The sequence below is a fragment of the Micromonospora sp. HB375 genome (genome assembly GCF_017872985.1).
GTDB classification, from domain to species: Bacteria; Actinomycetota; Actinomycetes; order Mycobacteriales; family Micromonosporaceae; genus Micromonospora; species Micromonospora chalcea.
Genome location: NZ_JAGGJO010000001.1, coordinates 6545605 through 6567152 on the forward strand (window position 1 = coordinate 6545605; position 21548 = coordinate 6567152).

Annotated in this window: 21 protein-coding genes; 7 read left to right on the plus strand and 14 right to left on the minus strand. The window is 72.7% G+C overall.

Features of this window, described 5'->3' with window-relative positions:
- Nucleotides 1–175: 175 nt before the first annotated feature.
- The 3 genes from J3R08_RS29175 to J3R08_RS29185 form a co-directional block, all read right to left on the minus strand.
- Nucleotides 176–1843, minus strand: a complete 1668-nt coding sequence (locus tag J3R08_RS29175) for a fumarate hydratase (protein ID WP_030502831.1) — start codon at nt 1841–1843, stop codon at nt 176–178.
- A 76-nt stretch (nt 1844–1919) separates the two neighbouring features.
- Nucleotides 1920–3320 carry a PQQ-binding-like beta-propeller repeat protein gene (locus J3R08_RS29180; protein WP_222949306.1) on the minus strand — a complete coding sequence of 467 codons (1401 nt, stop codon included), beginning with the start codon at nt 3318–3320 and terminating at the stop codon, nt 1920–1922.
- Between the two features lie 155 nt (nt 3321–3475).
- The gene (locus J3R08_RS29185) at nt 3476–3964 is read right to left on the minus strand and encodes an Lrp/AsnC family transcriptional regulator (protein ID WP_013288920.1); all 489 of its coding nucleotides are present in this window, start codon (nt 3962–3964) and stop codon (nt 3476–3478) included.
- 140 nt (nt 3965–4104) lie between these two features.
- Between J3R08_RS29185 and hppD the strand changes: the two genes are divergently transcribed.
- The 4 genes from hppD to hisC all read left to right on the plus strand — a co-directional run bounded on the left by hppD (nt 4105) and on the right by hisC (nt 8287).
- A complete protein-coding gene (gene hppD / locus J3R08_RS29190) occupies nt 4105–5310 on the plus strand; it encodes a 4-hydroxyphenylpyruvate dioxygenase (RefSeq protein ID WP_043327937.1) in 1206 nt (401 codons plus the stop codon).
- 10 nt (nt 5311–5320) lie between these two features.
- Nucleotides 5321–6025 carry an RDD family protein gene (locus J3R08_RS32305; RefSeq protein WP_043327936.1) on the plus strand — a complete coding sequence of 235 codons (705 nt, stop codon included), beginning with the start codon at nt 5321–5323 and terminating at the stop codon, nt 6023–6025.
- A gap of 115 nt (nt 6026–6140) precedes the next feature.
- Entirely contained in the window at nt 6141–7187 is a 1047-nt protein-coding gene (locus tag J3R08_RS29200) for an RDD family protein (protein WP_209963500.1), read from the plus strand.
- Nucleotides 7184–8287 (plus strand): histidinol-phosphate transaminase, encoded by a 1104-nt coding sequence (hisC, locus tag J3R08_RS29205; protein ID WP_043327934.1) that lies wholly within the window; start codon nt 7184–7186, stop codon nt 8285–8287. Before J3R08_RS29200 ends, hisC begins: the two co-directional genes overlap by 4 nt.
- Nucleotides 8288–8393: 106 nt before the next feature.
- Here hisC and J3R08_RS29210 read toward each other — a convergent pair whose 3' ends face one another.
- From J3R08_RS29210 to J3R08_RS29235, 5 genes are all read right to left on the minus strand, one after another.
- A complete protein-coding gene (locus J3R08_RS29210) occupies nt 8394–9644 on the minus strand; it encodes a PQQ-binding-like beta-propeller repeat protein (RefSeq protein WP_187693741.1) in 1251 nt (416 codons plus the stop codon).
- 67 nt (nt 9645–9711) lie between these two features.
- Nucleotides 9712–10194: an SRPBCC family protein gene (locus tag J3R08_RS29215; protein WP_209963502.1), complete on the minus strand. Its 483-nt coding sequence runs from the start codon at nt 10192–10194 to the stop codon at nt 9712–9714.
- A 114-nt stretch (nt 10195–10308) separates the two neighbouring features.
- Nucleotides 10309–10518 (minus strand): DUF397 domain-containing protein, encoded by a 210-nt coding sequence (locus J3R08_RS29220; protein ID WP_043327931.1) that lies wholly within the window; start codon nt 10516–10518, stop codon nt 10309–10311.
- A 174-nt stretch (nt 10519–10692) separates the two neighbouring features.
- On the minus strand, nt 10693–11892 hold the full coding sequence (gene fahA / locus J3R08_RS29225; protein WP_209964488.1) for a fumarylacetoacetase: 1200 nt from the start codon (nt 11890–11892) through the stop codon (nt 10693–10695).
- A 110-nt stretch (nt 11893–12002) separates the two neighbouring features.
- The gene (locus J3R08_RS29235) at nt 12003–12869 is read right to left on the minus strand and encodes a hypothetical protein (RefSeq protein WP_069089189.1); all 867 of its coding nucleotides are present in this window, start codon (nt 12867–12869) and stop codon (nt 12003–12005) included.
- A gap of 94 nt (nt 12870–12963) precedes the next feature.
- Here J3R08_RS29235 and J3R08_RS29240 point away from each other — a divergent pair, with 94 nt between their 5' ends.
- Nucleotides 12964–14130 (plus strand): homogentisate 1,2-dioxygenase, encoded by a 1167-nt coding sequence (locus tag J3R08_RS29240; protein ID WP_043327929.1) that lies wholly within the window; start codon nt 12964–12966, stop codon nt 14128–14130.
- Nucleotides 14131–14185: 55 nt separating this feature from the next.
- On the opposite strand, the gene J3R08_RS29245 is transcribed toward J3R08_RS29240, so the two are convergent.
- The 3 genes from J3R08_RS29245 to J3R08_RS29255 are packed head-to-tail and all read right to left on the minus strand — an operon-like array spanning nt 14186 to nt 17764.
- Nucleotides 14186–15226, minus strand: a complete 1041-nt coding sequence (locus tag J3R08_RS29245; protein WP_280841808.1) for an NAD(P)-dependent alcohol dehydrogenase — start codon at nt 15224–15226, stop codon at nt 14186–14188.
- Between the two features lie 46 nt (nt 15227–15272).
- A complete protein-coding gene (locus tag J3R08_RS29250) occupies nt 15273–16361 on the minus strand; it encodes a lipopolysaccharide assembly protein LapB (protein ID WP_209963509.1) in 1089 nt (362 codons plus the stop codon).
- 50 nt (nt 16362–16411) lie between these two features.
- The gene (locus J3R08_RS29255) at nt 16412–17764 is read right to left on the minus strand and encodes a BTAD domain-containing putative transcriptional regulator (protein ID WP_209963511.1); all 1353 of its coding nucleotides are present in this window, start codon (nt 17762–17764) and stop codon (nt 16412–16414) included.
- Nucleotides 17765–17940: 176 nt separating this feature from the next.
- Between J3R08_RS29255 and J3R08_RS29260 the strand changes: the two genes are divergently transcribed.
- Nucleotides 17941–18471, plus strand: coding sequence for a hypothetical protein (locus tag J3R08_RS29260; RefSeq protein WP_043327926.1), 531 nt, complete (start codon nt 17941–17943; stop codon nt 18469–18471).
- Nucleotides 18472–18509: 38 nt separating this feature from the next.
- On the opposite strand, the gene ispF is transcribed toward J3R08_RS29260, so the two are convergent.
- Nucleotides 18510–18992 (minus strand): 2-C-methyl-D-erythritol 2,4-cyclodiphosphate synthase, encoded by a 483-nt coding sequence (gene ispF / locus J3R08_RS29265; protein WP_104114853.1) that lies wholly within the window; start codon nt 18990–18992, stop codon nt 18510–18512.
- 163 nt (nt 18993–19155) lie between these two features.
- On the opposite strand from ispF, the gene J3R08_RS29270 reads away from it, so the two are divergent.
- A complete protein-coding gene (locus J3R08_RS29270) occupies nt 19156–20262 on the plus strand; it encodes a hypothetical protein (protein WP_197494894.1) in 1107 nt (368 codons plus the stop codon).
- Between the two features lie 8 nt (nt 20263–20270).
- Here the strand turns inward: J3R08_RS29270 and ispD are convergent, their stop codons facing one another.
- Both ispD and J3R08_RS29280 read right to left on the minus strand, forming a co-directional pair.
- Nucleotides 20271–20966 (minus strand): 2-C-methyl-D-erythritol 4-phosphate cytidylyltransferase, encoded by a 696-nt coding sequence (gene ispD, locus J3R08_RS29275; RefSeq protein WP_209963513.1) that lies wholly within the window; start codon nt 20964–20966, stop codon nt 20271–20273.
- 53 nt (nt 20967–21019) lie between these two features.
- A complete protein-coding gene (locus J3R08_RS29280) occupies nt 21020–21505 on the minus strand; it encodes a CarD family transcriptional regulator (protein WP_007073334.1) in 486 nt (161 codons plus the stop codon).
- Between the last annotated feature and the right edge of the window lie 43 nt (nt 21506–21548).

Here is a 21548-nt window from a genome sequence, read left to right on the forward strand (position 1 = left end):
TCAACCCTGCAGCAGCGTAGCCCGGCGGTCACCGAGCGCCGCGCCGAGGCGATAGCGATCCGATAGCGGCGGCGCACAGACTCGGTGCGGGTTGCCGATGACGGCATCCGACGGGGGCGGTGCGCCTGTCCGGTGGTCCGACCGGGCAGGCGCACCGATGTCTGTGCGTCTGAACTCAGCGGCGGCCGACGGTGAGCACCGGCTTGGTGACCTCGGCGAAGAAGTCGTTGCCCTTGTCGTCGACGACGATGAAGGCGGGGAAGTCCTCCACCTCGATCTTCCAGACCGCCTCCATGCCCAGCTCGGCGTATTCGAGCACTTCGACGTGCTTGATGCAGTCCTGGGCGAGGCGGGCGGCCGGGCCACCGATCGAGCCGAGGTAGAACCCGCCGTGGGCCTGGCAGGAGCGGGTGACCTGGGCGGACCGGTTGCCCTTGGCGAGCATCACCATCGAGCCGCCGGCCGCCTGGAACTTCTCCACGTACGCGTCCATCCGGCCGGCCGTGGTGGGGCCGAACGAGCCGGAGGCGTAGCCCTCGGGGGTCTTGGCCGGGCCGGCGTAGTAGACCGCGTGGTCGCGCAGGTACTGCGGCATCGGCTCGCCCGCGTCCAGCCGCTCGGCGATCTTCGCGTGTGCGATGTCCCGCGCGACGACCAGCGGCCCGGTCAGCGACAGCCGGGTCTTCACCGGGTACTTCGACAGCTCGGCCCGGATCTCGTCCATCGGCCGGTTCAGGTCGACGCGGACGACCTCCTCGGTCTCCAGCGTCTCGTCGGTCACGTCGGGCAGGTAGCGCGCCGGGTCGGTCTCCAGGCGCTCCAGCCAGACGCCGGACGGGGTGATCTTCGCCACCGCCTGCCGGTCCGCGGAGCAGGACACCGCGATCGCCACCGGGCAGGAGGCGCCGTGCCGGGGCAGCCGGACCACCCGTACGTCGTGGCAGAAGTAGCGGCCACCGAACTGCGCGCCGATGCCGAAGTTACGGGTCAGCTCCAGTACCTCGGCCTCCAGCTCCAGGTCGCGGAAGCCGTGCGCGCTCATCGAGCCCTCGGTGGGCAGCGCGTCGAGGTACTTCGCGGAGGCGTACTTGGCGGTCTTCAGCGCGTACTCGGCCGAGGTGCCGCCGATGACGATGGCCAGGTGGTACGGCGGGCAGGCCGCGGTGCCGATGAGCCGGAGCTTCTCCTCCAGGAACTGCATCATCCGCGTCGGGTTCAGCAGGGCCTTGGTCTCCTGGTAGAGGTAGGACTTGTTGGCCGAGCCGCCGCCCTTGGCCATGAAGAGGAACTTGTACGCGTCGGCGTGGCCGTCCGGGTCCTCGGCGTACAGCTCCACCTGGGCGGGCAGGTTGCTGCCGGTGTTCCGCTCGTCCCACATGGTCAGCGGGGCGAGCTGCGAGTAGCGCAGGTTCAGCCGGGTGTACGCCTGGTAGACGCCGCGCGAGATCGCTTCCGCGTCGGTGCCGTCGGTGAGCACGTGCCGCCCGCGCTTGCCCATCACGATCGCGGTGCCGGTGTCCTGACACATCGGCAGCACACCGCCGGCCGCGATGTTGGCGTTGCGCAGCAGGTCGAGCGCGACGAACCGGTCGTTCGGCGAGGCCGCCGGGTCGTCGATGATCGAGCGGAGCTGGGCCAGGTGGGCCGGGCGCAGGAAGTGGGCGATGTCGTGCATCGCCTCGGCCGTCAGCGCGGTGAGCGCGCCCGGATCGACGGTCAGGAACCGGCGGCCACCCGGGCCGTTGACGACGTCCACGCCCTCATCGGTGACCAGGCGGTATTCCGTCAGGTCGGGGCCGGTCGGCAGCAGGGGTGCGTACGAGAAGGCGGCGGCACTGCTCATGACCGAAAAGCCTAGGGCAGAGCCGTCGATCGGTGACACCCGCAGGTGGGGTCGTGACCCGACCTCTCACCCGCTGTCACTTGCCGTCGACGCAGAGTTCCCGCTTCGGGCCGCAACTGCCCTGGTCGCCGGGCGGCTGCGAGCTGCCCCCGGGGTTCGGCGCCACCGGCGCGTCGCCCTGGCCCGGCCCGGGCGCGCCGGTCGTGCCGGCGCCCCAGCGGACGTACCCGATCTCCCGGCCCTCCCCGATGATCATGCCGTTGGGGCCGACCGCCAGCGCGTTCGCCGCGGTCCGCAGCTCGACCAGGACGCGGCCCTCGCGCGGCTCGACCGCGATCAGCCGAGACGGCTTCTCCTCGCTGATCAGCGCCGCGTACGGGGTGAGCGCGGCGCCGCTCTTACCGCCCGCCGGCCGGGTCCACCGGGTCCGGTCCGCCGACAGCTCCCGCCCCAGCAGCGACTCCTTGTCGGCGCTGCGCACCACGGCGTAGCGGTCGTCCACGGCGAGCAGCTTCTCACCGTCCGCGCCCACCTGGAGCAGACGGCCGTCGTACCCGTCGAGCACCGCCTCGCGCCCGTCCGGGGCGACACCGATCAGGACGTTGCGCGCGCCCTGCGGGTCCTCCCGCTGTACGCAGCCGGCGTAGTCGGCCGTACGCAGGTTGATCCCGGTCCGCCGCCACACCTGCTGACCCGTCGCCGGGTCGACTGCCGTGACGGTGTAGTAGCAGCTCCCGTCGCGGGAGGTGGCCGCGATCCGGAGCAGCCGGCCGCCGACCACCGCCAGCCGCTCCTCCCGGCCCGGCTCGACGTTCTGCAGCACCCGGCCGGTCGCGGTGTCCACCACGTGCACCCGGCCGTCGACCGGGAAGCCGAGCAGCGGCGGTACCGCCTCCGGCCCGGCCACCCCGCCGTCAATCCGGGTGGCGCCCAGCCGCCGCGTACCGAGCAGCTCCGGGTTGTCGGCGAGCACGCCGCTGTGCACGCCGGGCAGGAACGCGCTCCACAGCGGAGCGGTGCCGCGCGGCTCCCAGGCCCGCAACGTGCAGTCCGTGGCCCGCACGCAGTAGGCGTCCAGCAGCAGGTTCCGGTACGTCCAGACGGCGATCGCCCGATCGTCGCGACGCCGGGTCACGCCGCTGACCGGGTCGAGCACCTCGTACCCCTTGTCCAGCAGCTTGCCCACGGCGACGACCGGGTCCCGGTCGCCGCCCGCGACCGCCGACCAGTCGGCCTTGCGCTCCCAGAGCTGGCGGCCGTCGGCGAGGCTGCGCGCCTCGACGCGGGTGCGCTGCTCGACGATCACCGTGTCACCGGCGATGGTGACGCTGCGCGGGGTGCCGCCGACGCGCTGCTGCCAGACCACGTCCGGCTCGGAGATCGGCTTGCTGCGGTCGACCCAGTCCCACAGCGCCGGGAACGGGTTCCAGACGCCTGTCGCGGCGAGTACGACCACGGTGACGAGCCCGAGCAGCAACCAGCCGCGTACCCCTAGGCCCTTCACACCGCACACGGTAGCGACGATCACCGGTCCCCCGGGTCGCGCGCGGGGCGTGTCGCAGCGCTTCTTGCCCGGGCAGGTGTTAATAAGGGGCCCTTCCACCTCCGCAGGCGTTAACAGGGGGCCCTTCCTTACCCCCGGGCGGCGGAGCGGACCAGCGGCAGCGTGCGGTACGGGATCTGCTCGGCCAGCGCGATGATGGTGGACGCGCGCCGGATCCCCTCGGAGGCGACGATCTGGTCGATGACCCGCTGGAGGTCGGTGTTCGACCGGGCGACGATGCGGCAGAGCAGGTCGCTGGAGCCGGTGATGGTGTGCGCCTCCAGCACCTCGGGAATCGCGGCCAGGTGCGCGGTGACCTGGTCGTGGCCGTGCCGCTGGCTGATCTCCAGCGTGACGAAGCTGGTCACCCCGAAGCCGATCGCGGCGGGCGTGATGTCCGGCCCGAACCCGGTCACCACGCCGCGGCCGACCAGCTTGTCCAGCCGGGCCTGAACCGTGCCGCGGGCCACGCCGAGCCGCCGGGAGCACTCCAGCACCCCGATCCGCGGTTCCTCCGCCAGCAGTTCGATCAAGCGCGCGTCCAGCTCGTCCAGCTGTACATCCTGACCAGTGTTCATGGTGTCCGACGGTACCGAATGCACAACCTGACCAGGAATAACGCCAACTGTTGCCCAACTCACCGTGGGCCGTAGATCCTCCCCGGAAGAGCACATCCACGGCGGCCCACGAGGCCGGCCGGTACGCGAGGGAGGCCACCATGACCCAGGCGATCGACCGACCCCAGTCGACCGAGGAGGTCGACGTCGACGCTCTCGTCGGCGCCGTCGACCACGACATCAGCCGCGACCCGTTCCCGGTCAAGGGCATGGACCACGTCCACTTCCTGGTCGGCAACGCCAAGCAGGCCGCGCACTACTACTCGACCGCGTTCGGCATGACCTGCGTGGCGTACCGGGGGCCGGAGCAGGGCTACCGCGACCACGCGCAGTACGTCCTGACCAGCGGTTCGGCCCGCTTCGTGCTGACCGGCGCGGTCCGCCCGGACGCCGACGGCGCCGAGCACGTGGCGAAGCACAGCGACGGCGTCTCCGACATCGCACTGGAGGTGCCGGACGTGGACGCCGCGTACGCGCACGCCGTCGCGCAGGGCGCCACCGGCCTGGTCGAGCCGCACGACGTCAGCGACGAGCACGGCACCGTGCGGATGGCGTCCATCGCCGCGTACGGCGACACCCGGCACAGCCTGATCGACAGGTCCCGCTACACCGGCCCGTTCCTGCCCGGATTCGTCGCCCGCGGCCCGATCGTGGACCGGCAGCCGATGATCGACGCCGGCCTCCAGCCGAAGCGCTTCTTCCAGGCCGTCGACCACGTGGTCGGCAACGTGGAGCTGGGCCGGATGGACGAGTGGGTCGAGTTCTACAAGCGCGTCATGGGCTTCTCGAACATGGCCGAGTTCATCGGCGACGACATCGCCACCGACTACTCGGCGCTGATGAGCAAGGTCGTCGCCAACGGCACCCGCAAGGTGAAGTTCCCGCTCAACGAGCCGGCCGTGGCCCGCAAGAAGTCGCAGATCGACGAGTACCTGGAGTTCTACCAGGGCCCCGGCGCCCAGCACATCGCGGTGGCCACCAACGACATCCTGGCCAGCGTGGACGCCATGCGCGCGGCGGGCGTCGAGTTCCTGGACACCCCGGACTCCTACTACGAGGACCCGGAGCTGCGCGCCCGCATCGGCAACGTCCGGGTGCCGATCGAGGAGCTGCAGTCCCGCAAGATCCTGGTCGACCGGGACGAGGACGGCTACCTGCTCCAGATCTTCACCAAGCCGGTGCAGGACCGTCCCACCGTCTTCTTCGAGCTGATCGAGCGGCACGGCTCCCTCGGCTTCGGCAAGGGCAACTTCAAGGCCCTGTTCGAGGCGATCGAGCGGGAGCAGGAGAAGCGCGGCAACCTGTAACACTGTCGGCGTGACCCAGCCTCCCCCGAACCCGACGCCGCCGCCTGCCGGGCCTGCACCCGCGGGCGGCGGCTTCGCGCCGCCCACCGGGCCCGCGGTGCCCGCGCAGCACGTTCCTCCGGGGTACGCCGGCCCGCCCGGCTACCCGCCGCCCGGTTACCCCCCACCGGGGTACGCCCCGAGGCCCGTCCCGCCCCCGGTGGCGCCGAACGGGCAGCCGCTGGCGAGCTTCGGTGACCGGCTGCTCGCCTACCTGATCGACACCGCCGTCGCGATGGCGGTGACGATGGTGCTGTTCCTGCCGGTCTTCGCCCTCGTCTTCGTCCGGATGATCGACGAGATCGAGCAGGCGGGCCCGAACGGTCCCGAGCCGGCCGAACTCTGGACCGGCGTGTTCCTGCCGCTGCTCGCCGCCGAGCTCGGGGTCCTGCTGCTCATGCTCGTCTTCTACTGGGTCTACCACGTCGAGTACGCCCGCCGGACCGGCCAGACGCTGGGCAAGAAGGTGATGAAGCTGCGGATCGTGCCGGTGCAGCCGGACGCCGCGCTGAGCCGGGGCATGCTCGGCAAGCGCTGGGCCGTCGAGTTCGCCGGCGGGATGTTCGTGCCGTTCCTCAACTACCTCGACGGTTTCTGGCAACTGTGGGACAAGCCCTGGCAGCAGTGCCTCCACGACAAGTTCGCCGGAACGGTCGTCGTTAAGGTTGGCCCGTGAGCGCGAGGAGTGAGCCGGGCCTGCGAGCCCCGCAGTCGCGAACTGAGGGGAGCACTGTGAGCGCGAGGAGTGAGCCGGGCCTGCGAGCCCCGCAGTCGGGAACAAGGACGGCGCTGTGAGCTTGGAACCTGGATGGTACGTCGACCCCGCCGACCCGGAGACCCGCCGCTGGTGGGACGGCGAGGGCTGGATCGGCGCGCCGATCCCGGTCGACGTCACCCCGCCCGACGGTCCACCGCCCCCCGAACCCGAGCCGGCCGCCGCCGCGACACCCGGTGCCGGGACGGGTAGCGGGTCCGAGGTCGCCCCGTCGTCCGGCGCGCCCGCCCAGCCGGGCGGACCGTGGCCGGGCCAGCCGGGCCAGCCGGGTCAGGCCGGCCCCTGGCCCGGACAGCCCGGACAGCCCGGTCCCTGGCCCGGACAGCCGGGGCAGCCGGGACAGCCCGGACAGCCGGGGCCGGGCGGCCCGTGGCCGCGGCAGCCCGGTCAGGCCGGGCCGGCGCCGCAGGGACCGCCGCCGGGCTGGCCGTACCCGCACTGGCCGGGCGCACAGCCGATTCCGCGCCCGCACGGGCTGCCGCTCGCCTCGTACGGCGCGCGGCTGGTCGCCCGCCTGATCGACTTCGGCGTGGTGTTCCTGCTCAACGCGGTGGTGAACGGCTGGTTCGTCTGGCGCTACTTCGAGGCCGTCGCGCCGTACCTGCGTGAGTCGGTGCGCCGCGCGATGAACGGTGACACCTCCACCGAGGGGCTGCCCCAGATCGACGACCAGGCCGGTGGCCTCCAGATCGCCATCCTGGTGATCGCCACCGCGCTCTGGTACGCCTACGAGGTGCCGTCGATGGCGGCGCGCGGGCAGACGTTCGGCAAGCGGCTGATGGGCGTACGCGCGCTGCCGGTCGAGGCGGACCAGCCGCTCGGCTTCGGCCGGGCCACCCGGCGCTGGAGCACGCTCGGCCTGCCCACGCTGCTCTGGTACTGCTGCGGGCTCGGTCTGCTGCTGCAGCTCATCGACGCGGTCTCGCCCCTGTTCGACCAGCCGCTGCGCCAGGCCCTGCACGACAAGCGGGCGCAGACGGTGGTGGTCCAGCTTCCCCGTAAGCGGCCCGACCCCCGTACCACCCCGCGCGACCGCGCCGACACCCCGGGAGACACCCCATGACCGAGACCGGACGCCACCAGCCTCCGCTGCGGCTCACCCGCGCCGACCTGGACGCGTTGCCCAACTACGTGCCCGGCCGCAGCCCGGCCGACCTGGCCCGGGAGCTGGGTTTGCCCGAGGCGATCAAGCTGGCCAGCAACGAGGTGCCCTACGGCCCGCTGCCCGGCGTGGTGGAGGCGGTCGCCGAGGCGGTGGCGGGTTCGCACCGCTATCCGGACATGGGCGTGGTGGCGCTGCGTCAGGCGCTCGCCGAGCGGTACGGCGTGGACGCCGACCGGATCGCCACCGGCTGCGGCTCGGTGGCGCTGGCCGAGCACCTGGTCCGCGCCACCTGCCTGCCCGGTGACGAGCTGCTCTACTCGTGGCGCTCCTTCGAGGCGTACCCGATCATCGCGGCGACCAGCGGCGCGACGAGCGTGCGGGTGCCGAACGACGCCGGCCACGGTCACGACCTCACCGCGATGGCGGCGGCGGTGACCGACCGGACCCGGATGATCCTGGTCTGCAACCCGAACAACCCGACCGGTACGGCGGTGCGCCGGGCGGAGCTGGACCGCTTCCTCGACGCGGTGCCGGACGACGTGCTCGTGGTGATCGACGAGGCGTACCGGGAGTTCGTCACCGACCCGGAGGTGCCGGACGGCCTGACCTACCTGGACCGGCCGAACGTGGCGGTGCTGCGCACGCTGTCCAAGGCGTGGGGCCTGGCCGGCCTGCGGATCGGCTGGCTGGTCGCGGCGCCGGAGGTGGCCGCCGCCGTGCGCAAGGTGGTCACGCCGTTCTCCACCAGCATGGCCGCCCAGGCCGGCGCGCTGGCCGCGCTGGCGCAGGCCGACGAGGTGGAGCGGCGCTGCGCGCTGGTAGTGGCCGAGCGGGACCGGGTCACCGAGGCGCTGCGCAAGTTCGTCCCGGACGTGCCGGAGAGCCAGGCCAACTTCGTCTGGCTGCCGCTCGGCGAGCGGGCGGTGGAGTTCGGCCGGGCGTGCGAGGCGCGCGGCGTGATCGTCCGCCCGTTCCCGGGCGACGGCGTCCGGGTCACCATCGGCACCCCCGCCGAGAACGACGCGTTCCTGGCGGTGGCCGAGTCCGCCCTGGCCTGACCGGGGCGCGCCCGGGGCCGGTCCGTCAACCCCCTACGGACCGGCCCTGGGCGTCTCCTCCGACAACAATAGTGGCTTTTGTCCGTTTTGCAGGCCGAACCGCCGGTCAGGTGGCGGCAAGCAGCACCGGCTCGGCCATCAGGAAGTAGCCCTGGTCGTCGTCCTCCGGCGTGGCGCTCTCCCGCAGCCGTTCCACGGCGACGTAGCCGTCCACCGCGTACGCCCGGCCCGGCCGCCAGCCGATCCCGTCCCGCCCGACGTCGAGCACGAAACTGGACCGGGTCGCGCCGGTGAGTGGGTCGACGGTGACCAGTTCCCGCCGGTCGGTCAGCAGGTGCACCCGCCCCGGCTCGGTCGCGAGCACCCGGGCCGGATGGATGTCCGCCCGGCGCCACAACTCCTCGCCGGTACGCGCCGAGCGCCCGACCACCACCGGGCCGGACGTGTCCACCGCCCGCTCGCCGTCCAGCACCGTGTCCGGGTGGTCCAGGCCCGGCGCGGCGGCCGGCTCGCCCGGGTCGGTCACCAGCCAGCCCCGGCTGCCCGCGCCGTCCGGCCCGGCGGTACGCAGCCCGCGGCAACCGGAGTGCCCGTGCGGGCAGCCCACAGGCGTGACGACGAGTTGCTCCGGCGCGTCCGGCGGCCGCCAGCGGGTCCGTACCGCACCGGTCGCCGCGTCCCGCAGCTCGACCACGGCCGGCCCCTCGCAGCTGTCCACCCCGACCACTTCGCCGCTGGCTGTCGTACCCACGTCGGCCCGGCAGTCGCGGGGCAGGTCGGCGCGCCAGAGCCGGCGCCCGTCGGCGAGGTCGTACCCGCCGACCCCGCCGGGACCCGCCGACACCAGCACGGATCGGCCGGCGGCACGAGCGACGTGCAGCCCGGCCGGGTCCCAGACCGTGCCGGCGTAGGTCCGCCTCGGCTCCGGCACCGGCCCCGGCTCCGGGCCGTCGGCCCGCCAGGCGACCCGTCCGGTACGCGCGTCCAGTGCCACCAGCTTCCCGTCGGACCAGCGGCTGACCACAGTGGTGTCCTGGGCGAGCACCGCGGTCAACGTGGCCGGCCAGCGACGGTACGACCAGAACGGGGTGACCCGGTGCCGCCCGGTGACCGGCTGGTCCGCGTACACCTGACGGGCGCCCGCGTAGACGCGCAGCCGGCCGTCGACGACGAGCGGCGCCACCGGCAGCCGCCCGATCACCCCGGCGGTCGGCGCGGGCGCCGCCGGGTACGGCTCCCGGGCGACGGTCTCGACCTCGGCCGGCGCCAGCACCCGGACCACCACGGCGACCGTCGCCGCGACGGCGAGTACCGCCACCAGCGCCACCACGGCCCGCCGCCTCGCGGCCTTCGCCATCCGTCACCTCCGACCCGGCACCCTACCGGCCAGGTCCGGGCCGGGCGCGGCGAGCGGCCAGGTCGGCTCAGGCGGCCTCGGAGGACCGGGCCGGTCCGGCGGCCGACGCCAGGTCGGCCAGGTCGCGCCGGAGCGCGCCCTCCACCGCGCGGGCGGCCAGGCCGCCGAGAATCAGGGCCAGCACCCGGCCGTACGGGCGGGTCGGCGCCGCCTCCTGCTCGACCGTGACCTCGGTGCAGCCGCGGCGTCGCCGCTCGACGGTGCGCAACGTCCAGGTGATGCGGTAGTCCGCGCCGGCGCCGCGCGAGCCGAGCACCAGCCGGCTCGGGGCGACCGCCTCGATCACCGCGAACTCCTCCGGTTCGGCGCCGCCGTCCGGCCGGACGCGGGTCTCCCGCCAGGTCGAGCCGGGCCCGAACCCGCCGCCGCCGAGGACCTCGACCGCGCTCACCGCCGAGAGCCAGTCGGCGCGGGCCGGGAGGTCGGTCAGCAGGCGCCACAGGTCGGCGGCCTGCGCTTCGATGAATGCGGACACCGTGACCGTCGACATGGCACCTCCCGTGTCGTACACGGTACGGGCCGTGACGGGAAACGGGGAGCCTCGCTGTGACATTTCCACCGCCGGTGCCCCGATCGTCGGGGCACCGGGGTGTGGCACTGACGGTCAGCCGCGGAACGAACCGCCCCGCAGCGCGGTGACGAACGCGGCCCAGCCCGGGGGGCTCACCGCGAGCGCCGGGCCGTCCGGGTCCTTGGAGTCGCGTACGCCCACCACGCCGTGCGCGGCGACCACGTTCGTCGCCACCTCGACGCAGAGGCCCTGATCGTTCGAGCGGCTGCTGGTGCGCCAGACGGCGCCGGTCAACTCGGTCATGCTCGTCCTTCCTGTTCGGCTACCCGGGTACGCCCCCCGACCCGGCACCATCGGCGGCTCCGTTCCGGCCGGGAGCCGCCGTCCGGGGCGTACGTGATCCGGAGCGATAAACGCGGAAGGAAACGGCCCCGGTCGCACATCGGGTGCGACCGGGGCCGTTCGGGAAGGCAGAACTCAGCGGGCCGGGAGGATCGTCCCGGTGACCTCGCCCAGCGCGACAGTGGTGCCGTCCGGGCCGGGCGCGGTGGCGGTGATCGTCACCGTGTCGCCGTCCTCCAGGAACGTCCGCTCGCTGCCGTCGGCGAACTTGACCGGCTCGGACCCGCCCCAGGTCAGCTCCAGGAACGACCCGACCTGGCCGCGCTCCGGACCGGAGACGGTGCCGGAGGCATAGAGATCACCGGTACGCAGCGACGCGCCATTGACGGTGAGGTGGGCGAGCTGCTGCGCCGGGGTCCAGTACATGCCGGCGAACGGCGGCTCGGCGACCCGCTCGCCGTTCCACTGCACCGACAGCGTCAGGTCCAACCCGAGGTGCGGCGTGTCGCGCAGGTAGTCCTGCACCGGCGGGTCCTGGTCCGGCGCGGGTACGAACGCGTCGGCGAGCGCCTCCAGCGGCGTCACCCAGGCCGAGACGGACGTGGCGAACGACTTGCCGAGGAACGGCCCGAGCGGCTGGTACTCCCAGGCCTGGATGTCCCGGGCCGACCAGTCGTTGACGAGCACCACACCGAAGACGTGGTCGGCGAAGTCGGCCACCGGCACCCGCTCGCCCAGCCGGCTCGGCACGCCCACCACGAAGCCCACCTCGGCCTCGATGTCCAGCCGTACCGACGCGCCGGTGGTCGGGCCCTGCGCGCTGGCGCGCTGCCCGGTCGGGCGGATCACCGGGGTGCCGGAGACGATCACGGTGCCGGCCCGGCCGTGGTAACCGATCGGCACGTGCTTCCAGTTCGGCAGCAGCGGCGGCTGGCCGGGCCGGAAGATCTGCCCGACGTTCGAGGCGTGGTGCTCGGAGGAGTAGAAGTCGACGTAGTCGGCCACCTCGAACGGCAGCGCCATCTCGACCTCGCGCAGCGGCACCAGCAGCGGCTCGACCGCCGCCCGGTGCTCCGGTTCGGTGAGCAGCTCGACGACCCGCTGCCGGACCGCCGTCCACTGCGGGCGGCCGAGCGCCATGAAGGCGTTGAGCGTCGGCCGGCCCAGCGCCCCGCCGGCCAGCACCAGACCGGCGGCCTCCGCGCCGGCCAGGTCCAGCGCGAAGTCACCGATGCGGACGCCGATACGCGGCTCGCCCTCGCCGTGCCGGAACACGCCGTACGGCAGGTTCGTCACCCCGTACGGCGACCCCGCCGCCCCTGGTACCCAGGTCATACCGTGCCGGCCGGGCACGCCCTCACGGCCCTCGCTCCGCTCGGTGCGTTCGGTCATGCCGTGCAGACTGGGCACACCCTCACGGCCCTCGCTCCGCTCGGTGCGTTCGGTCATGCCTCGAAGCCTCCGTTCACCAGCCCCAGCCGGATCAGATCGGTAAGTGGTTCGGAGATGCTGCACGAGCCGTACCCGACCCAGAGCGGGCGCTCGGCGTCGCGGTGCGCCCGCGCCGGCTCGACCACACGGACCGGGTCGGTGGCGGCGAGCAGCTCGGCCACGCCGTCCACCTCGGCGCCCCCGACGGCGGCGAGCGTGGCGCCCAGCACGTTGACGAAACCGTGGTGGTTGAAGCCGGTCTCCGGGTCGCGGTGCCGGATCGCGTGGTGCAGCCCGGCGGTGAGCTTGAACGGCAGCTTACGGTCCCGGCAGGCGCAGATCACCGCGGCCAGCTCGACCGGGGTGGGGAACAGCTCGGCGGCGAGCCCGCCGGTACGGAACTTGGCGGCCACCGGCAGCCCGCCCGCGCGCGCCTCGGCGAGCGTGTCGAGCGCGCCCATCAGCCCGAAGGTCAGCGGGATCTCCGCGTAGACGGCGGTGCCGTCGAGCCGGTCGGCGAGCGCGACCAGTTCGGACAGCCCGGGTTGCGGGTCCTCACCGCGTTTGGCCACCGGCGCCTCGATCTGCCGGGCGGTCACCCCGTCGGGCGCGAGCGCGTCCAGCGCCTGCGGGAGCTGGTCCAGGCCGGTGTCGCCGATCAGCCCGATGACCAGCCCTTCGGCCGGGTCCACCAGCCCGGACAGCGACCCGCGCTGGATCTCCGAGGCGGGCAGCAGCAGCGGGCCGACCATGTCGGCGTACCAGGCGGCGCGGTGGGTGCGGTGCGCGGTCACCGCGTCGGGCAGCGCGGCGTTTCCGGGCGGAAAGACCGCGGCGTCGTCCACCAGGCCGGAGAGGAGGCGGGGCACCTGCGTTGACACGAGACAAGAATGTACGGGACGCTACGAGGAACGGACAACAGCGTCCGATTATCGGACGCCACCGGCCGGAGAACGGGACATATCGGGAGGCGAGATGCCGTACTACCGCAGCGTCGGCGACGTGCCGCGCAAGCGCCACACCCAGTTCCGCCAGCCCGACGGCACGCTCTACGCGGAGGAACTGGTCGGCCAGGAGGGCTTCTCCTCCGACTCGTCACTGCTCTACCACCGCCACGCGCCGACCGCGATCCTCGCCGCCGAGGAGTTCGCCCCGCCCACGGTCACGCGGGTGCCGAACCTGCCGCTCAAGCCGCGCCACCTGCGCACCCACAAGCTCGACGGCACCGGCGCCGACCCGGTGCTCGGCCGGCAGTACCTGCTCGCCAACGACGACGTACGCATCGCGTACGTGCTCGCCGACCGCCCGTCACCGCTGTTCCGCGACGCCACCGGCGACCACTGCCTCTACCTGGAGGCCGGGTCGATGCGGGTGGAGTCGCCGTTCGGCGTGCTCGACGCGGTCGCCGGCGACTACGTCGTCATCCCCACCTCGACCATCCACCGCCTCGTGCCCACCGGCGACGAACCGACCCGGCTGCTCGCCGTCGAGGCGTCCGGCCACATCGGCCCGCCCAAGCGCTACCTCTCCGTACGCGGACAGTTCCTGGAGCACGCGCCCTACTGCGAGCGCGACGTCCGCGGACCGGACACGCCGCTGCTGGTCGACGGCGAAGAGGTCGAGGTGCTGGTCAAGCACCGCCGCGGGTGGACGAGGTACGTCTACGCCAACCACCCGTTCGACGTGGTCGGCTGGGACGGGCACATGTACCCGTGGGCGTTCTCCATCCACGACTTCGAGCCGATCACCGGGCGGATCCACCAGCCGCCGCCCGTGCACCAGACGTTCCAGGGCCCGAACTTCGTGATCTGCTCGTTCGTGCCGCGCAAGGTGGACTACCACCCGGCCGCCATCCCGGTGCCGTACAACCACCACAACGTCGACTCCGACGAGATGCTGTTCTACACCGGCGGCAACTACGAGGCCCGGCGCGGCTCCGGCATCGAGCAGGGCTCGATCTCGCTGCACCCGTCCGGCTTCACCCACGGCCCCCAGCCGGGCGCGGCCGAACGCTCGATCGGCGCGGAGTTCTTCGACGAGCTGGCGGTCATGGTGGACACGTTCCGCCCGCTCGACCTCTGCGACGCGGCCGCCGACTGCGAGGACGACGGCTACGCCTGGACCTGGGCACGCAAGCCCTGACGTACGCGAGAAGGGGCCGCGCCCGGCACGGACGCGGCCCCTTCGCACGCGGTCGTCAGAACGTGGACGCGTCGATGACGAAGCGGTAGCGCACGTCGGAGGCGAGCACCCGCTCGTACGCCTCGTTGATCTTCTCGGCTCCAATGACCTCGATCTCGGCGCCCAGCCCGTGCTCGGCGCAGAAGTCGAGCATCTCCTGGGTCTCCGCGATGCCGCCGATGTTCGACCCGGCGAACGACCGGCGGGCCGGGATCAGCGAGAACGCGTGCACCGACAGCGGATCCTCGGGCGCGCCCACGTTGACGAGCGTCCCGTCCACGGCGAGCAGCCGCAGGTACGCGTCCATGTCGAGGGTCGCGCTGACCGTGTTGATGATCAGGTCGAACGAGTTGGCCAGCTCACGGAACGTGTCCTCGTCGGAGGTGGCGTAGTAGTGGTCGGCGCCGAGCCGCAGCCCGTCCTCCCGCTTCTTCAGCGACTGCGACAGCACAGTCACCTCGGCGCCCATCGCGTGGGCCAGCTTCACGGCCATGTGGCCGAGGCCGCCCATGCCGATCACCGCAACCCGGGTGCCCGGCCCGGCGTTCCAGTGCCGCAGCGGCGAGTACGTGGTGATGCCGGCGCAGAGCAGCGGCGCGGCGGCGTCCAGCTCGATGCCGTCCGGGATGCGCAGCACGAAGTCCTCGGTGACCACGATGGCCTGCGAGTAGCCGCCCTGGGTCGGCTTGCCGTCCCGCCCCACCCCGCCGTACGTGCCGGTGCTGCCCTTCAGGCAGTACTGCTCCAGCCCTTTGCGGCAGTTGTCGCACTCCCGGCAGGAGTCGACCAGGCAGCCGACGCCGACCCGGTCGCCGACGGCGAACTTCGTGACCGCCGAGCCGACCTCACGCACCACGCCCGCGATCTCGTGGCCGACCACGATCGGGTAGCGGGTCGGGCCCCACTCGCTGCGCGCGGTGTGGATGTCGGAGTGACAGATGCCGGAGAACTTGATGTCGATGAGAACGTCGTCCGGGCCGAGATCCCGCCGCTCGATGGTGGTCGGGACGAGCGGTTCGGTCGCGGACGTCGCCGCGTAGGCATTGACGGTGAGCACGGGTCCCCGCATTCCTTGAGCCGGTGTTTCCGGTCCTCCTACCCTCTCACCGGCGAGCGAACGCGGTGAGTCCGGCCACCACCGACGCGGTCACCACCCCGGCCAGCGGCCACGGGCTGCCGACCAGCGCGTACACGAGAAGCAGCAGCACCGCGGCGGCGGCCGCCCAGACCGGCACGGCCAGGCCGCGCGACATCGCCTCCCGCAGGCCGGGCCGCCACGTCGCCGGACGCCGCAGCAGCACCGCCACGCCGGCCACCGACAGCGCCGCGAACAGCCGGGACGCGCCGGACGAGGCCGGGGCCAGGACGCCGGCCAGCAGGCTCGCGAGCAGCGACCAGCCGGCCACCGCCAGCAGGAGCCGCCGGATGCCGTCGTCCACGGTCCGGACCGGGTCGGGCCGGGCCACCGGCAGGTCAGCCAGCGCGGTCAGGTGCTCCAGCGTCTCGGCGTAGCGACGCCGTTCCAGCCGGGCCACACCCACGTCCTGCCCCGCCTCGCCCAGCTCCGGGTCCAGCCGCAACGCCTCCCGGTAGGCCCGCTCGGCCAGGTCGAACAGTTGCAGCCGCACCGCGACCAGGCCCAGCACCAGGTGCGCCTCCGGCTCCTCCGGGGCCAGCTCGACACCCCGCCACGCCGCGTCCAGCGCCGCCTGCCCGTTGCGCGACGCGGAGAGAATGGCGGCGGCGCTGCGCTGCGCGTACGCGTCGCCCGGACCGCGCGCCAGGATCTCGTCGGCGGTGGCCGCTGCGGGCTTCCAGCGTTCGAGGTCGAGCAGCGCGAAGCCACGGGCCACGAGCACCGGCAGGACACCCCCGGCCGCTTCGGCGGCACGCGTCCCGGACGTCTCAGCGGCAGTGGGCGGCTCGACGGCGGACGTTTCGCCGTCGGCTGTCACGGCGTCCGGAACTGGGGTCACGGCCGTCTCGGCGACGGCCAGCGCTTCCGCGGGGCGGCCGGCGGCCAGGTGCATCCGGGCCAGCATGGTCAACGCGGGCAGGTGCCCGGGCTCGTCCGCGAGCAGCGCGGTGAGTTCGCCGATGCCCTCGTCGTAGCGGCCCAGCTCGGCGAGGAGATGGGCGCGTTGCAGGTAGCCGTCGGCGGCGGACTGGTCGGGTGCGGCGTCACTCGGCATCCCGGCGAGCGTATCCGCCCCGGCCCACCAGCTGCCGACAGCTCCCGTCGTCAGGAACTCCGGCAGGCGACGCCCGCCCGGCCGCCGCACGTCCCGAGGCTGCACCACCGGCGCAGCCCGCTCTCGTCCAGGAACAACCACCCGCAGCTCCGGTCCGGGCAGGCCCGCACGGTGAACCGGGCCGGATCGGCGAGCAGTTGCGCGCCGCTGAACGCGGCGGCGTGCACCGGCACCCGAAGGCCGGCGGCGAGGTCCGGCCACCAGCGACCGCGTCCGTCGACCGCGCGCCGGAACGCGAGCGTACGGGCGGCGGCCTCGGCGGCCCGGGCGACCGCTTCGAAGGCCGGGCCGTCGTCCGGGTCGACCAGGCTGGCGTAGAGCGCGGCGCGGAGCGTACGGGCCTCGTCGAGCACCACCTCCGCCGTGCCGGGATCGCGCCGGGCGAGGTGAAGCAGACGGTTCATCGACACCTCGTCCACCAGCCCGACATGGCCGGCCCAGACAGCAAGGGTGCGATAGCCGCGCAGCCACTCGGCGCCGGGCAACGGGGACTCGCGCCCCCAACCGGCGAGGGTGTTGCAGAAGTCCAGGGCCGGGTGGCCGCCCACGCTCCACGGCAGGCTCTCGTCGTTCACCCGGATCTCGTGCATCGGCCGGCCGACCCGGTCCAGGCGGTCGTCGCCCGCGAGCACCCGCCGCTGCACCTCGCGGAGCCGGGGGCCCGGCTCGACACCGAAGTCGGCCACGAGCAGGTCCCGCGTGGCGCGGTAGAGGCGCAGCGCGTCGGCCCGCCGGGCACCCCGGTACAGGGCGGTCATCAGGACCGCCACGAGGTGTTCCCGCGTCGGGTGCTCGGCGGCCAGCGGCAGCAGTTCGGCGATCGCCCGCGTGTGCTGGCCCAACGCGAGCTGCGCCTCGGCCCGTAGCTCCACGGCCACCAGGCGCAGCTCCTCGACAGTGCCGTGCAGCCGGTGCCGCAGCTCGTCGTCCGCCGCGTCGGCGAGCAACGGCCCGCGCCAGAGAGCCAGCGCCCGGTCGAGCGACCGCACCCGCTCGGCGGGATCGGCGGCTCGCCCGGCACTCCGGACCAGTTCGGCGAACTCGTCGACGTCGACCCGGTGCCCGTCCTCCTCGACCACGTAGCCCTCGCCCCGGGTGCTGATCCGCACTCCGTACGCGTGGAGCGAGCCCCGCAGCCGCCCGACGTACGTCTGCACCACGCCCCGGGCGGCGGCCGGCGGCCGGCCGTTCCAGAGCAGGTCGACGAGGCGGTCGGTCGGCACCACGCGCCCCACGTCGAGCAGCAGCATCCCGAGCAGGCATCGCTCCTGGCGTCGGCTGCCGACCTCGACCGGCCGACCGTCGTGGCGGGCCTCGAACGGCCCGAGCAGGCGGAACTCCATACCGAACAGGACCGGTCGATCCGGGCCGGAGGTTGCCGTGCGGCGGTGATCGCATGGTCAGCCGTCCGGTCGTCCGGTCCGCCCGCTCGGAACGGCTCCGCACAGTGCGGTCAGCCCGTGGTGAGCCGGCCCGGCGATCCTGACCGCCCTGACCACCGACGAGATGGAGAGCGGACATGCGTTTCAGGATGAGCGTCGCGGTGGCGGCGGTTGTGGCAGTGGTTGTCGCGGCGCTACCCGGCTCGGCGACCGCCGCGCCGGACCGGCACCACGGCGTCGGCGCCTGGGAGCCGGCCCCGCAGGCGCCATTCGAGTTGCCCGCCGGCGCGCGATGCGAGTTCGCGGTACGCGTGGAGCCGATCGTGGACGAGGTGCGCAAGTTGACGCTCGCCACGTATCCGGACGGCGCACCGAAGCGGGAACTGTTCACCGGCGCCCTGATCAACCGGGTGACGAACCTGGAGACCGGCGCCACGTCCACCGCTGACGCGAGCGGCACCTCGCTCGTCGACTACCGCACCGACGGCTCGATGACCTGGTACGTGACCGGGCCGGTGCTGCTCGGCTTCCGGGAGAACGCCGGCACGCTGCCGAAGGGGCTGTGGATCGTCGACGGCCAGTTCCGGGTGGAGTTCTCCCCCACCTACGACAAGACCATCACGATGCTCCACGGCACGACCCACAACGTCTGCACCGACGTTGACTGATCGGGTGACGCGGTGACCGGCGTCCCCCGGTCACCGCGTCAGCCGGCCGGGGCCTCGTAGACCAGGGCCACCGCGATCCCGGCCAGTCCTTCCCCACGCCCGGTGAAGCCGAGGCCGTCGGTGGTGGCGGCGGAGACGGTCACCGGGGCACCCACCGCCTCGGAGAGCACCCGCTGCGCCTCCTCCCGGCGCGGCCCGATCTTGGGGCGGTTGCCGACGACCTGCACCGACACGTTGCCGATCTGGAAGCCCGCCGCCCGTACCCGGCGCGCGCTCTCGGTCAGCAGCGCCACCCCGGAGGCACCGGCCCACTCCGGCTGGTCCACCCCGAAGTTCGCGCCCAGGTCACCCAGGCCGGCGGCGGAGAGCAGCGCGTTGCAGGCGGCGTGCGCCGCCACGTCGGCGTCGGAGTGACCGGCCAGGCCGTCCTGGTCCGGCCAGTGCAGGCCCGCGACCCAGCAGGGTCGCCCGGCCGCGAACGCGTGCACATCGGTGCCGACGGCCACCCGAGGAACGATCATGACCAGAGGGTACGCGCTGCGCCTTGACGGCCGCCCGGGCTGTGGTTAGCTTGGTTTCTGTACGCCCCAGTGTCGCCTCTGCCTCGCGCATGCGCCTGGGGCTCTTTCTTGCCGTCGGCGCGCCGGACAATCCGCCGCGATCGTCACGCTTAGCATCCAGCCCGTGACGCCACACCCCCATGCGCGAACCGTGCATCACTGGATCTCCCTCGGCAGGTTCCATCCCTATCTGGCTGCCGCCGGTGGCGACGAGAGCAAGGCCTGTGAGCTTTACGAGTGGAGCGTCGCCCTGACGGGCGCGTCGTTCGAGGCGTTTCACTACGTCGAGGTCGTCACCCGCAACGCGATAGATCGGGAGATGAGGGCGCACCTCAACGAGCCGGGCCGCGGTATCCCATGGTTCCTTCTGACGGTCAGCGGTAAGCGCCAGGTGCAGGATGGAATCGATCGAAACGTCTCCGAGGTCCGCGCGCGCTTGCGTCGAGAGCACTCCCAGAAGGAAACCCGCGACCAAATCATCGCGGGCTTGAGTTTCGGCTTCTGGGTCTCGATGTTGGGTTCGGAGCACGAGCAACTCTGGCGGGAGGCCCTGCACCGCGCCTTCCCTTACTCGTCCGGCAAGCGCCACGATGTCGCCAGCGCGATGAATGCCCTCCGGGTGTTCCGCAATCGGCTGGCTCATCATGATTCGCTTCTCGCCACCGACGTGCCGTTCCGCCTCAGCCAGATGATCGATGTCGTCGCGTGGGCGGACCCGGACGCCGCCCGCTGGCTCAGGAGGATCGAGCGGGTGACCGAGGTGCACCGACTGCGCCCAGCCGCCCGCAACGACACCGTGGTGGTCCCCGCCAGGAACGCATGGGGGCTCTATCAGTCGACGCGAGCGTACGTCTGCCAGGCGGGCAGATCATTTCAACCTGTGGATCATCTGGCCTTCTACTCTCAGCGCCAGATCCTTCCAGAGGTGCCCAAGATTCTCTTTCGGCTCGACAACGTCGATTGGACAGTCGGTGAGGTGAACCGGCTCCGAGCGACGGGCGAACGGCGCGACGCCCTCCTCGCCGACATCATCGAGGTCAGCCGCAAGCAGGGGTGGACCGAAGGGCGCTATCAGGTATTCGGCCTTACCGCGCCAGGTTCGGCTGGCCACCTGACGCTACCGACGCCCATCCCGCATCACAGCCGAGGCAGAGGTAGCGCCTTCACCCAGGGTCAGCGGTATGTCGTCCGAGACCGCCTGCGCCGGGCTCGATCCACCGCCGACCTGTGAGGAGTACGTCAGACGCCGGTGGACAGCAGGTGTTCGGCCAGGGACAGGTCGAACGGGCGGGTGATCTTCAGGGCCAGCTCGGAGCCGGGTACGCAGGTGACCGCGATCCCCTGCTTCTCGACCAGCCCGGCGTCGTCGGTGAGCGCGTCACCCGCCGACCGGTGGGCCGCGAGCAGTACCGAGCGGCGGAAGCCCTGCGGCGTCTGGACCGCCCGCAACGCGGACCGGTCGACGGTGCCGAGCACCCGCTCGGCCGCGTCGACCTCCTTGACGGTGTCGACCACCGGCAGCACCGGGATCACCGCGTCGTGCCCGTCGCGGACCGCCGCCGCCACCGACTCGACCAGGCCCGGCGGGGTGAGCGCACGGGCGGCGTCGTGCACCAGGACGATCTCCGGACCGGCGGGCACCGCTGCGAGAGCCGCCGCCACCGACGCCTGACGCTCGGCGCCACCGGGCACCACTGTCACCGGCGCCACGGGCGCCAGCATCGCGCGTACCGCCTCGACCTCGGTGGCCGGTGCGGCCACCACGATCGTGTGCACAGAGGGCGCGGCGGCGACCCGGCGGACGGCGTGCACGAGCAGTGGTTCACCGGCGAGCGGGCGGAGCGCCTTGGGGGCGCCGGGTCCGAGGCGTACGCCGGCACCGGCCGCAGGAACGAGGACCGCGACGTCACCGCGCGGATTGAGCTGCGCGGTCACGTCGCGGTCCTCGGATTCGTTCGCTGCGGGGTGGGTAGAGGCAGAGGTGTGGATCAGGCCTCGGTCAGCACCTTGTCGAGCAGCGTCTCGGCCTCGTCCTTGGTGCTCTTCTCGGCCAGCGCGACCTCGCCGACGAGAATGTCACGAGCCTTGGCGAGCATCCGCTTCTCGCCCGCCGACAGGCCCCGCTCCCGCTCCCGGCGCCACAGGTCGCGGACGACCTCGGCCACCTTCAGCGGGTTACCGGAGGCCAGCTTCTCCAGATTCGCCTTGTAACGCCGCGACCAGTTGGTCGGCTCCTCGGTGTGTGGTGCACGGAGCACGTCGAAGACCTTGCCCAGGCCCTCTTCGCCAACCACCTCGCGCACACCCACGATCTCGGCGTTCTCGGCGGGAACCCGGACCGTCAGGTCACCCTGTGCGACCCTCAGGACGAGGTATTGCTTGGGCTCGCCCTTGATGACCCGAGTCTCGATTGCCTCGATGAGTGCGGCCCCGTGGTGGGGGTAAACAACGGTCTCGCCGACACTGAAAACCATAGGTTCGAAACCCCTTTCGCTGTGTCTAGGGTAACACGCTCAG